Raw genomic sequence first — 11750 nt, forward strand, 5'->3', positions numbered from 1 at the left:
CCTTTGTCTTGTTTAAGCCGAGCGTGCGGCTGCCAGCGCTTCCCTGGCTTGCGTTATATCGTTCGGTCCGCCCACGGCCACGCCGATGGCGCCATCCGCTATGCGCTTGACGAGCCCGCTCAGAACCTTGCCGGCTCCGATCTCGAAAAAGCGCGTCACCCCGTGTTCGGCCATATAGGCGACCGACTCGCGCCAGCGGACGGTTCCTGTCACCTGCTCGATCAGCCGCCGGCGGATTTCGTCAGGGTTCGTGATTGGGGCGGCCAGTACGTTGGAAATGACTGGCACCGACGGCGTGCTGATCGCCACGTCAGCTATTGCCTTCGCCATCGCATCGGCCGCGGGTTGCATCAGCCTGCAATGAAACGGCGCCGACACCGGCAGCAGCATCGCGCGCTTGGCGCCTTTGGTCTTCGCGATCTCGACTGCCCGATGAACCGCCTCCTTGTCGCCGGACACGACAACCTGTCCGCCACCATTGTCGTTCGCGGCCTGGCAGACCTGACCCTGCGCGGCTTCGTCGGCAACGGCGACCGCGGCTTCATAATCAAGGCCTAATAGAGCCGCCATAGCGCCAGCACCGACAGGAACCGCCTTCTGCATGGCGAGACCGCGCGTCCGCAGCAGCCGCGCTGTATCCGCGATGCTCAGGCTGCCCGCGGCCGCCAGCGCGGAATATTCTCCGAGCGAATGTCCGGCCACGAAGGCGGCATCCCTTGCCACCGAAAATCCGGCCTCGGCTTCGAGTACGCGGAGGGTGGCAATAGAGACTGCCATCAAGGCCGGCTGGGCATTCTCGGTCAATTGCAGGGTTTCAGCAGGCCCATCCCAGATGGTGGCGGTCAGCTTTTCGCCGAGGGCCGCATCGACCTCGTCAAAAACGGCTTTTGCGACCTGAAAAGCCTCGGCCAGCGCCTTGCCCATACCTACGGTCTGGGAACCCTGCCCCGGAAAGGTGAATGCCGCGGTCATACGCTCGCCCCTTGAAACCCCGGGCGGAGAGACACCGCGCGCCGAATGATGTCAAGACAGGTGGTTACCAGGCTCATCGACTGCTTGCGGCGGTCCCTGAGCTTTGTGCTTGATGGCTTGGATCGCGAGCCGCGACGGCGTTATCTCTTGCAACCGGCCCGAATATCCGTATAACCCGCGCCATCCGCAGATCCCGGCCGGGAGCTGAACGGACGGTCTCAGCAATTTCACCTGTCAGGCGATATTGATGCGGCAGGGCCTATCGGCCCGTCGTCCCGTGCTTCCGCCTTCTGAGCTTATCCCGAGTCCTTTCCCAAGGTCTCGAAGGGCTTGCCGCCGGGGTCCGCGCCAACTTGAGGAAAGGACATCCATGCCTCTCTATGAGCATGTTTTTCTCGCGCGCCAAGATGCGAGTTCCCAGCAGGTCGAGGAATTGACCAACCAGATCACGGGCGTGATCACGGGATTGGGCGGGAAGGTCACCAAGACCGAGAGCTGGGGCGTACGTTCGCTCACCTATCGCATGAAGAAGAACCGCAAAGCGCATTTCGTGCTGCTCAACATCGATGGGCCTGCCACGATCGTCAATGAGATCGAGCGCCAGGAACGCATCCACGAAGACGTCATCCGCTATCTCACCGTGCGGGTCGAAGAACATGAAGAAGGTCCGTCGGCGATGATGCGCAAGGCTGATCGCGACCGTGAGCGTGACGATCGCGGCGGCGGTTTCCGTGGCGACCGTGGTCCGCGCAGACCGCGCGATGACGCCAACGCAGTGGTTGAGGAGTAAGAATCATGGCTGATGCTGGTGCACGCCGTCCATTTTTCCGCCGCCGCAAGACCTGCCCGTTCACGGGTGCGAATGCGCCGAAACTCGATTACAAGGATTCCAAGCTGCTGATGCGTTACGTCTCCGAGCGCGGCAAGATCGTGCCGAGCCGCATCACCGCTGTATCCGCCAAGAAGCAGCGTGAGCTCGCGCGCGCGGTTAAGCGTGCGCGTTTCCTCGGTCTACTTCCTTACGTTATCCGGTAATTCACGGCCGCCGGCGGTATCGCCGGCGTCTATCATCGTTATATTTCATAAGGCTTCCGGGTTATCCCGGGGGCCGATGGTTGGGGCTCGAACGAGACCTCTAACCGCTCGAGAGGAGCGGGACAGCTGATGACTATGAACCTCCTCATTGCGGTCGCAGCCGGATGCGCCTCCGCGCTGATGTTCGCGTCGATCATTTCGGGCGCGCTGATCTCGCTGCTGCTGTTCTATCTGGCTCCATTGCCGCTGATGGTCGCGGCAATGGGATGGGGTCCGACCTGCGCAGCTATCGGCGGTGCTTTCGCCGGGGCCAGCCTTGGCGTCTTGTTCGGTCCGCCGTATTCCGCAGCTTTCGTGCTGACTGTCGCGCTGCCCGCGTGGTGGCTGGGACATCTGGTGCTGCTCGGCCGCCCGGTCATCGCGGATACGCCGCCGCAAAGCACCGACGCAGTGCCGCCCGCTCTGTACCCGGTCGACTGGTATCCACTTGGACGCATACTGATCTGGATTGCCTGCTTCGCCGCGCTGACCACGACCGCCGCGCTTCTTACGCTCGGCTCCGACGCATCGACGATTACGGATACCCTGCGGCGCGGTCTGGTACGCATCGCCAATGTGCAAGATGCAGCGTCACGCGATCGGGCCTCGGAGGTCGTCGATGCGTTTGTGGCCATTGCCCCTGCCGCTGCCGCAACGATTGCGATGGCGACGCTGACGCTCAATATGTGGCTGGCGGCCAAAGTCACCGCCACCTCTGGCCGGCTGCGGCGCCCCTGGCCCGACATGAGGACAACGACGCTTCCGCCGATGGCTCTGGTTGCGATGATGGTCGCGCTGGCGATGTGCTTCGTCGGCGGCTTGCCTGCGATCCTGGCCCAGATCGTTACCGCGTGTCTGATGATGACGTATGCGCTGGTAGGTTTCGCCGTGTTGCACACGATCACCCTAACGATGCGGAACCGTGGGCTATGGCTCGGCTCGGTCTACGCCGTCGTGCTGATGTTCGTATGGCCCGTCGTCACGATTGTAGGTATCGGCATCGCAGACGCAATTTTCGGATTTCGGCAACGTTACCTGCAACGGCACAGGCCTCCGCCGCTCGCGCCGAAATCGTGAATTCAGTACAGTTACTCAACACCGAACAAGAGGATCGAACATGGAAGTCATTCTGCTGGAACGTGTGGCCAAGCTTGGGCAGATGGGCGAGGTCGTGAAGGTCAAGGACGGTTTCGCCCGCAACTTTCTTCTCCGACGCGGCAAGGCCCTGCGCGCGACCGCCGAAAATCGGGCCAAGTATGACGGCATGAAAGCCGAGCTTGTAGCTAACAACATCAAGGCCAAGGGCGAAGCCGCCAACGTCGCCGAGAAGATCAACGGACGCGACATTGTCATTATCCGCCAGGCTTCCGAAACCGGCCAGCTATTCGGTTCGGTCACCGTCCGCGACATCGTCGCTTCGTTGGCCGCCGACGGCATTATCGTCACCCGCCCCCAGGTCTGGCTAGATGCGCCAATCAAGACGATAGGTAAGCAGAAGCTGACGGTCGCGGTCCACCCGGAAGTTGAGGCTGAAATCACGGTGACTGTCGCTCGCAGCGTCGACGAAGCCGAACGCATCCAACGCGGCGAGGACATCAGTACCCGACAGGAGGATCGCGACGCCGCCGCCGAAGCGATCGCCGCCGCCGGCGAATTCTTTGATCCGGAAGCACAACATGACGAGCCAGCCACGGATGACGAGCAGAACACTGAGGAGAGATAAATTCTGTTCTCACGAGCGGCGCTCGCGTCTTTTTGCCAAGCTCGTCAGAAGTTCCTAGCCGCCGTCGTCATCGTCTCAATAAGGCTGTGGATGCGTGCTTATGAGTCCACACTGTCGTGTTTCGAGCGAAGTGGATACCGGTTCGCGTAGATTGCGGCTTTGATTTCGAAGCCACAATGACTCTATCGCTCAATCCCACGAGCAACGCAAAACGGCCGGCACTTGGTGTGCCGGCCGTTTGTTTTTTCGTACCCGCGGTCAGACCTTGAGGAGCGGTTCCTTCGACGTGAGTCCGCCGCCGCCAGGCTTGGGTTTGCGCGGCGGTGTCCGCTTGCGGGCGCCCGGAAGTTTCTCCGGTTTGGGTGTGACCGGCCCATCGAGGAACTCGAAACCAATCTTCTCGAGATCGACGCCCGCGACCGCTTCGTCCTTGACGAGAACGACGCGTACGTGGCCGCCACCCTTGAGCTTGCCGAACAGCACCTCGTCTGCCAGCGGCTTCTTGATGTGCTCCTGGATCACCCGCGCCATCGGCCGGGCACCCATTTGCTCGTCGTAGCCGTGCTCGACCAACCAGGCTTTGGCCGGATCAGAAAGATCGATCGTCACAAAGCGATCCGCAAGCTGTGCCTCGAGCTGCAACACGAACTTCTCAACCACCAAGCCAATCACGTCGGTGCTGAGATGGCCGAATGAGACAGTGGCGTCGAGCCGGTTACGGAACTCAGGCGAGAACTGACGGTTGATCGCCTCGCGATCGTCCCCTTCCCGCTTGTTACGCGTGAAGCCGAACGCAGCCTTCGCCATGTCGGAAGCGCCCGCATTGGTGGTCATGATCAGGATCACGTTACGGAAGTTAACCTGCTTGCCGTGGTGATCGGTAAGCCGCCCGTGGTCCATGATCTGCAACAGCACATTGTAGACATCCGGATGCGCCTTCTCGATTTCGTCGAGCAGCACCACCGAATGCGGATGCTGATCAACGCCATCGGTCAGCAGACCACCCTGATCGAAACCGACATAGCCGGGAGGCGCACCGATCAACCGCGAAACGGTGTGCCGTTCCATATATTCGGACATGTCGAAGCGCAGCAGCTCCACGCCAAGCGCCTCTGCAAGCTGTTTGGCGACCTCCGTCTTGCCGACACCAGTCGGGCCGGAGAACAGGTAGGAGCCAATCGGCTTTTCCGGCTCGCGCAAGCCGGCTCGCGCGAGCTTGATCGCCGCCGTCAGAGCCTCGATTGCGCGATCCTGTCCGAACACCACGCGCTTGAGAGTCTGCTCAAGATGCTTGAGAACCTCCGCGTCATCCTTCGACATACTCTTGGGCGGGATCCGGGCCATGGCCGCGATCGTCGTCTCGATTTCCTTGATACCGATCGTCTTCTTCCGCTTGCTCTCGGTAACCAGCATCTGCGCCGCGCCGGATTCGTCGATCACGTCGATCGCTTTGTCGGGCAGCTTGCGGTCGTGAATATACCGCGACGACAATTGCACCGCCGCCTCGATCGCATCGTTGGTGTACTTCAGCTTGTGGTAGTCCTCGAAATACGGCTTGAGGCCCTTGAGAATGGCGATGGCATCCTCGACCGACGGTTCGTTGACGTCGATCTTTTGGAACCGCCGCACCAGCGCGCGATCTTTCTCGAAATGCTGCCGGTATTCCTTGTAGGTGGTTGAACCCATGCAGCGGATCGCTCCCGACGCCAGCGCAGGCTTGAGCAGATTGGAAGCGTCCATCGCACCGCCGGAGGTTGCTCCCGCGCCGATCACCGTGTGAATCTCATCGATGAACAGCACTGCGTTCGGATGGGCTTCGAGTTCCTTGAGAACCTGCTTCAATCGTTCTTCGAAATCGCCGCGATAGCGTGTACCGGCCAACAGTGTTCCCATGTCGAGGGAGAATACGGTCGCGGCCGCCAACACCTCGGGAACTTCGCTGTCGACGATGCGCTTCGCTAACCCTTCGGCAATCGCGGTCTTACCGACACCGGCGTCGCCCACAAAGAGCGGATTGTTCTTCTGCCGGCGACACAGCACCTGGATCGCTCTGTTGATCTCGGCATTTCGCCCGACCACCGGGTCGATCTTGCCGTCCCGCGCCTTCTTGTTCAGATTGACGCAGTAGGTTTCAAGCGCATCGCCCTTCTTCTTGGCATCGTCGCCACTCTTCGTTTCGGTCTCTTCGTCGACGCCGCGCACCGGTCGCGCTTCGGAGACGCCGGGGCGCTTGGCAATGCCATGACTGATGTAATTCACCGCGTCGTAGCGCGTCATATCCTGCTCTTGCAGGAAGTAGGCGGCATGGCTTTCGCGCTCGGCGAAAATCGCAATCAGTACGTTTGCGCCCGTCACTTCCTCCCGGCCGGACGACTGCACATGAATCACAGCCCGCTGGATCACGCGCTGGAAACCAGCGGTCGGCTTGGCGTCGTCAGCAGCTTCCGCCGTGACCAGATTCTCAAATTCGGTCTCGAGATAGTTCACCAAGCTGCCGCGCAGCTTGTCGAGATCTACGCTGCAAGCCCGCATGACCGCTGCCGCATCCGAATCGTCGACCAGCGATAGCAAAAGGTGTTCAAGCGTGGCGTACTGATGATGCCGCTCATTTGCGATTGCGAGCGCCCGATGCAGGGATTGTTCCAGGCTTTGAGAAAAAGTTGGCATTCCGCGTCCTCTAGGGTCTCTTGGCCATCATGATCGCCATCGCCCCGTCAGGCAACAACAACCTTCGTCAACAATATAGTAATATACCATCCGGGGGGAAGGGCCCGTCTCCGCGAACAGTGCGCGGCAGACGCGAATCGCACAGAGGCTTGGCCGAATCGCGAGCTTGCCGCGCCGCCGCGCTGATTGAACCGGCCTGATCAGAAAGCAAAAGAATCGTTCCGACTAATCGGGTCGGCGCAGTTACTTTTTTTCCATCACGCATTGCAGCGGATGCTGGTGCTTGCGCGCGAAATCCATCACTTGCGTGACCTTGGTCTCGGCAACCTCGTAGGTGAACACGCCGCATTCGCCGATACCATGATGATGGACATGCAGCATGATCTGGGTGGCGGCCTCCAGATCCTTTTGAAAGAACTTCTCGAGGACGTGAACGACGAATTCCATAGGTGTGTAGTCGTCATTCAATATGAGCACACGATAAAGACTGGGACGTTTCGTCTTCGGCCTGACTTTGGTGATTACCGACGCGGCCGGATCGCCCTGGCCGCCGACGCGGTCTTCGTCTTCACTCATTCTTGGTGCCGAAGGGACATCCCTCACGCACGATCCAGGTATTTGAATGACAGGCAGCTTCAACATGGCTCAAGCGTTCGATATCTGCTCACGATCAACGACGGCCCCGGCCAAGTTCCGCGCACCGCGTCAAGCTGCGACACATAGGGCCGCTCATCCCTGTGTGAACGTCGGCTGGCCCGGACGGCTTAAGTATGGGTTTGTATTCGCCTCACCGCAAGATCGTAATTGTCACTGAGTCAGCTGGCGATCGAGGTGCAACCGTCCAGTTGGCGGTTAACCAACTCCTTCTGACCCTCCATAATGTCAGCTAATCTCATTTAAGCTCCATTGACGATGGATAAGCAATTTTGAACGATCATCGCAATTTGTGCGGCTATTTACCTGCTTTCTCAGGACAACTTTACCACCCGTTTAGCCCAGAGGCTCGAAAATGCGGCTGGAACCAACGGATCGGTGACAGCTATGTCTGGGACGTCAATTTACAAACGGACTCGCACTTCAATCCGCCATTTTAGTAGCAATTCTCGAGGTAATATCGCACCTATTTTTGCGATCGCGCTCCTGCCGATATTAAGCTTCGTGGGTGCCGCCGTCGATTACACGCGGGCGAATGCCGCACGCTCCTCGATGCAGGCGGCCATGGATTCGGCGGTGCTCATGGTTTCCAAGGACGCTGCGGCCAACCCGACGATGTCGTCCCAACAGATCACCCAGGCGGTGCAGCGGTATTTTTCGTCGCTTTATACGGACAAAACCGCCTTCGGCGTTACCGTAAGCGCGACCTATACCCCGAGCACGTCATCAGCGGCGGCAACGATCCTCGCCTCCGGACAGGGCGCGATCAAAACCGATTTCATGAAGGTCGCCGGCTTTCCGGAACTTAGTTTCGGCACCAAGTCCACATCCACATGGGGTAATTCGCGCATGAGGGTCGCGATGGTGTTGGACAATACCGGATCGATGGAGTCCAACGGCAAGATGTCGGCGTTGCAAACCGCCGCGAAAAATATGGTCGATTCGCTGTCCGCTTTCTCCAAAACTACTGGTGACGTCTACATTTCAATCGTTCCGTTCGCAAAGGACGTCAACGTCGGAACCGCCAAGGTCAACGCGGCTTGGCTGAATTGGTCGGAGTGGGAGGGTGAACCTCCGATCCTCGACACAACCAAAACTATTTTTGGCAGCAGTCAAAAAGGATCGAAGCCAAGCAACTGGAATACCACGATCGGTGGATCGCCCTGTCCGTTTACAAACAACAATCAGGGTTTCATTTGCATGGATCGACCTGCAACTTTAAGCGGAGCAAAGCAGGCAACTACCATTCCACCGAGCGGAACCTACGCAGGTTACATCTGCCCCGGCGTTGATAGCGGCAAAAAAATACCCGGCAAAACGGACATTTTCTACAATGGATGCTACACGACTGTTACGACGCCAGGACAAACCATTGCCTCCGGCTCGGGCGCAAGTTGTGGATCGACCAGTAACTGCACCTGCTCGGGAAGCGGCAAGAGCAAGGTTTGCAGCACACCGACGACCTACTCGCACCTTTGGCGTGGCGATGGCACGGCTGCCACTGCCGCTGCGGCACCGGCGCGGAGCACCTGGACCGGTTGCGTCAACGACCGCGACCAAGACTACGACATTTCAAATGTCGCTCCCTCCACGGCCGTTGGCAGCGACACAGCGCCCTCCACGAAATTCTACGCCGAACAATGGTTAGACTGTCTCCCGGCCACGATCACGCCTATGAGTTACGCATGGGGCGATCTGAAAAACCAGATCGGCGCGATGACGCCCAGCGGCAACACTAACCAGAGTGTCGGCCTTGCCTGGGGCTGGCAGTCGCTCAGCACGACCAACGGTCCCATCGCGGCACCCGGAAAAGAGTCGGCGTACGTCTATCAGGACTATATCGTCCTTTTGTCCGACGGCCTGAACACGCAGAATCGCTGGTACACGAGCGCGTCCAGTATCGATACGCGACAGGCATTGCTGTGCCAAAAGGTCAAGGACAGCGGCGTCACCATCTTCACGATCCAGGTCAACGTCGGCAACAAGGATCCTCTGTCGGAGGTGCTCAAAAACTGCGCCACCGACGGAAATTTTCAGATGATCACATCGGCGACGCAGACTGCCGACGCCTTTCAGAACGTTCTCACGCAAATCTCGCAGCTGCGCATCGCCAAATAACGCGCTCGTGGTAGCACAACAAAAAGCCCGGCCGATGATATTGGCCGGGCTATTCCTATTTGAGAATTTTTCTTAGCGCGCTGCTGGAACAAACTTCGCTGTAAAATCCTCAAGCGGCTTGTAGGCTTGTTTGGCGAGATCGGCGTAGAGGCCGCCGATCTTTTGAGACTCATTCACGAACGTCTCGTAAGCCGTTCTGGCATATTCAGTTTGGGCCGCTACGGCTTGGTCCAGCGATTTCGCCCCGGCGAGTTTCTCGGTGAATACGTTGCCATCTTCAACCGATTTCCGAGTGTAATCGCCAAAGGCTACAGCGATGGCCTGAACACCCTTGTGAAAGCTGCTCGCGGCTGCGACAGCGGCGTCCAACTGTTCCTTACCCTGTCGCTGGATCTCTTCAGTCGTGGTCATGATGATTCCTTTCGTAATAAAGCGGAGTGTCGCTGATCTGATAGAAATATAGTGCAGCGCACAATAAAATTCAAGGCTATTGTGCTTTGCACAATCGTCGCATTCATTCAAATCCGTCCAAGTCCATCAACAGTTGCTTAACTCTTTCGAAACTCCAGCCCCCTACGCTGGTATTCGAATCTTGAGCGTTTCCCGTGACAACGGCAAAAAATGTCATGGAACCAAGCTCTTAGCCAGAACGGTAATCTGACCTGCCACCTCGCCTAGAGAATCGGTTTGCGCTGAACGTTCAGATCAGTCGGTCGGGCACAATTTTGCCTCACGAACCGGTGACTAGAGTCGAAAATGGGGACGGGGAAGTACATGCTTCGCATCACCTTGGCTTCCTCGCGCGCGATGCGCGTTGGCGCATTCGGACTTGCTGCGATAGTCGCGGTCGTTTTTACGGTCGATCAGGCGGATGCGCGGCGCGCTCGTCACCACCATCACCATCATCAGCAGCAGGAACGGCATAGCTACAATCCGCCATTCGCTTCGATCGTGGTGGATGCCAATTCCGGGGCGACGCTGTCGTCCACCAATCCTGACAGTCTTCGTCATCCGGCATCTCTCACCAAAATGATGACGCTCTATATGCTTTTTGAGCGTCTGGATTCCGGCAAGATCGGCCTCGACACCGAGATGCGCGTCTCAGCGCACGCGGCTTCACAGGATCCGACGAAGCTAGGTCTGCAGCAGGGTCAGACCATCCGCGTCGAAGATGCGATCAAAGGACTGGTGACGAAATCCGCTAACGACGCGGCGGTCGTAATCTCCGAGGCGATCGCAGGGGACGAAGACGACTTCGCCAGAATGATGACGCGGAAGGCCCGCGCGCTCGGCATGACGCGGACGGTCTATCGGAACGCTTCAGGTCTTCCCGACGACGACCAAATCACCACCGCGCGGGATCAGGCGACGCTTGGCCGTGCCTTGCAAGATCGTTTCCCGCGTTACTACCGTTACTTCGCGACCACCTCATTCACGTTCCGTGGTCGTACCATTCGGGGCCATAACCATTTGCTCGGCAGCGTCGATGGCGTCGATGGAATCAAGACTGGTTATATTCGAGCCTCCGGCTTCAACTTGGTCACCAACCTCAGGCGCGGCAATCGCCACCTCGTTGGCGTCGTCCTTGGCGGTCGCAGCGGCGGTTCACGCGATGCGACCATGCGCCAACTGCTGGCCCAAAATCTCGAGATGGCTTCAACACGGCGGACAGTTGCCGCTATTGCCGAAAGCAGCATGGCGGAGGCCAATGCGAAAGCGGCCGAAGATCAGGCGCGGTCACGGCCCACTGGCGTGACGCAGGTCGACGGCGCCGTTCAAGTCGCATCCAATGTGCCCGAACCCGTTACGCTGCCGCCCGAGCGTCCCGCTCGCTCGCTAATAACGGCTTCGAACGCTGCGCTGCCCCCGAAAAGGCCTGTGTCCGAACCCGCTGCTTTGACGAGTGGCGTTATCAAGACCCAGCCCATCGACGCCGTTCCCGGCGCCACCGAACCGATGAAGCCGGTGCGGGTCAAAACGGTGCAGGTCAAGGCAAAGTCGGTCAGGCTGGCTTCGGCCGGGCCGGCACCCTCTGTGTCGCCGGCCGCCGGCAACCCCACAACGGATCACGATGGGGCACCGGAAACGTCGGGCTCTGTCGTAGCGCGGGCGAATGTACCGCCGCAACCTGCTAACTTCGGCAACGGTCAGGGCATCTTGGGCGTGCTCCCCGCTTCGAGTCTTTCTTCTTCGACAAAGCAGGCGATGGCTCATGCGGATTCAGGAGCAGAGGTTCAACCGCGGACCGTTCAGAAGAATGGCGCGCTGAAACCAGTGGCATCGCATTCGGGTTGGATCATTCAGGTTGGCGCACTGGAAACGGAAAGTCAGGCGCGTGAGCGTCTCGATACCGCCCGAGGTCGCGCCCCCAAGATGTTGGGCAAGGCCGATCCCTTCACTGAGTCCGTAGGCAAGGGAAACAAGAAACTCTATCGCGCCCGCTTCGCCGGTCTCGACCGCGACGAAGCCGAAGCCGCGTGCCGCACCCTGAAGCGTTCGGATATATCCTGCATCACGATCAAAAACTGATCGCCCAGCCCGC

Annotated in this window: 10 protein-coding genes; 6 read left to right on the forward strand and 4 right to left on the reverse strand. The window is 59.1% G+C overall.

Annotation, left to right across the window (positions count from 1 at the left end; genetic code table 11):
• Nucleotides 1-12: 12 nt before the first annotated feature.
• The gene (fabD, locus tag ACZ5IL_RS14970; RefSeq protein WP_464592654.1) at nucleotides 13-972 is read right to left on the reverse strand and encodes an ACP S-malonyltransferase; all 960 of its coding nucleotides are present in this window, start codon (nucleotides 970-972) and stop codon (nucleotides 13-15) included.
• Between the two features lie 370 nt (nucleotides 973-1342).
• On the opposite strand from fabD, the gene rpsF reads away from it, so the two are divergent.
• From rpsF to rplI, 4 genes are all read left to right on the forward strand, one after another.
• The gene (gene rpsF, locus ACZ5IL_RS14975; RefSeq protein WP_464592656.1) at nucleotides 1343-1762 is read left to right on the forward strand and encodes a 30S ribosomal protein S6; all 420 of its coding nucleotides are present in this window, start codon (nucleotides 1343-1345) and stop codon (nucleotides 1760-1762) included.
• 5 nt (nucleotides 1763-1767) lie between these two features.
• Entirely contained in the window at nucleotides 1768-2007 is a 240-nt protein-coding gene (gene rpsR / locus ACZ5IL_RS14980; RefSeq protein ID WP_079446829.1) for a 30S ribosomal protein S18, read from the forward strand.
• Nucleotides 2008-2136: 129 nt separating this feature from the next.
• The gene (locus ACZ5IL_RS14985) at nucleotides 2137-3123 is read left to right on the forward strand and encodes a hypothetical protein (RefSeq protein WP_464592658.1); all 987 of its coding nucleotides are present in this window, start codon (nucleotides 2137-2139) and stop codon (nucleotides 3121-3123) included.
• A gap of 40 nt (nucleotides 3124-3163) precedes the next feature.
• Nucleotides 3164-3769 carry a 50S ribosomal protein L9 gene (gene rplI / locus ACZ5IL_RS14990; protein WP_464592660.1) on the forward strand — a complete coding sequence of 202 codons (606 nt, stop codon included), beginning with the start codon at nucleotides 3164-3166 and terminating at the stop codon, nucleotides 3767-3769.
• Nucleotides 3770-4027: 258 nt separating this feature from the next.
• On the opposite strand, the gene clpA is transcribed toward rplI, so the two are convergent.
• Both clpA and clpS read right to left on the reverse strand, forming a co-directional pair.
• Nucleotides 4028-6436, reverse strand: coding sequence for an ATP-dependent Clp protease ATP-binding subunit ClpA (gene clpA / locus ACZ5IL_RS14995; protein WP_309772983.1), 2409 nt, complete (start codon nucleotides 6434-6436; stop codon nucleotides 4028-4030).
• A 243-nt stretch (nucleotides 6437-6679) separates the two neighbouring features.
• The gene (gene clpS / locus ACZ5IL_RS15000; RefSeq protein WP_244553481.1) at nucleotides 6680-7012 is read right to left on the reverse strand and encodes an ATP-dependent Clp protease adapter ClpS; all 333 of its coding nucleotides are present in this window, start codon (nucleotides 7010-7012) and stop codon (nucleotides 6680-6682) included.
• Nucleotides 7013-7594: 582 nt separating this feature from the next.
• Here clpS and ACZ5IL_RS15005 point away from each other — a divergent pair.
• Nucleotides 7595-9208 (forward strand): hypothetical protein, encoded by a 1614-nt coding sequence (locus ACZ5IL_RS15005; protein WP_464592663.1) that lies wholly within the window; start codon nucleotides 7595-7597, stop codon nucleotides 9206-9208.
• Between the two features lie 72 nt (nucleotides 9209-9280).
• On the opposite strand, the gene ACZ5IL_RS15010 is transcribed toward ACZ5IL_RS15005, so the two are convergent.
• A complete protein-coding gene (locus ACZ5IL_RS15010) occupies nucleotides 9281-9619 on the reverse strand; it encodes a phasin family protein (RefSeq protein WP_464592665.1) in 339 nt (112 codons plus the stop codon).
• Nucleotides 9620-9982: 363 nt separating this feature from the next.
• Here ACZ5IL_RS15010 and ACZ5IL_RS15015 point away from each other — a divergent pair, with 363 nt between their 5' ends.
• On the forward strand, nucleotides 9983-11737 hold the full coding sequence (locus tag ACZ5IL_RS15015) for a serine hydrolase (protein ID WP_464592666.1): 1755 nt from the start codon (nucleotides 9983-9985) through the stop codon (nucleotides 11735-11737).
• Nucleotides 11738-11750: the final 13 nt, after the last annotated feature.

This window comes from Nitrobacter sp. CN101 (genome assembly GCF_055390255.1).

Coding starts and splice junctions, on each gene's coding strand:
- fabD (WP_464592654.1), bottom strand. CDS start 972: ATGACCGCGGCATTCACCTTTCCGGGGCAGGGTTCCCAGACCGTAGGT.
- rpsF (WP_464592656.1), top strand. CDS start 1,343: ATGCCTCTCTATGAGCATGTTTTTCTCGCGCGCCAAGATGCGAGTTCC.
- rpsR (WP_079446829.1), top strand. CDS start 1,768: ATGGCTGATGCTGGTGCACGCCGTCCATTTTTCCGCCGCCGCAAGACC.
- ACZ5IL_RS14985 (WP_464592658.1), top strand. CDS start 2,137: ATGACTATGAACCTCCTCATTGCGGTCGCAGCCGGATGCGCCTCCGCG.
- rplI (WP_464592660.1), top strand. CDS start 3,164: ATGGAAGTCATTCTGCTGGAACGTGTGGCCAAGCTTGGGCAGATGGGC.
- clpA (WP_309772983.1), bottom strand. CDS start 6,436: ATGCCAACTTTTTCTCAAAGCCTGGAACAATCCCTGCATCGGGCGCTC.
- clpS (WP_244553481.1), bottom strand. CDS start 7,012: ATGAGTGAAGACGAAGACCGCGTCGGCGGCCAGGGCGATCCGGCCGCG.
- ACZ5IL_RS15010 (WP_464592665.1), bottom strand. CDS start 9,619: ATGACCACGACTGAAGAGATCCAGCGACAGGGTAAGGAACAGTTGGAC.
- ACZ5IL_RS15015 (WP_464592666.1), top strand. CDS start 9,983: ATGCTTCGCATCACCTTGGCTTCCTCGCGCGCGATGCGCGTTGGCGCA.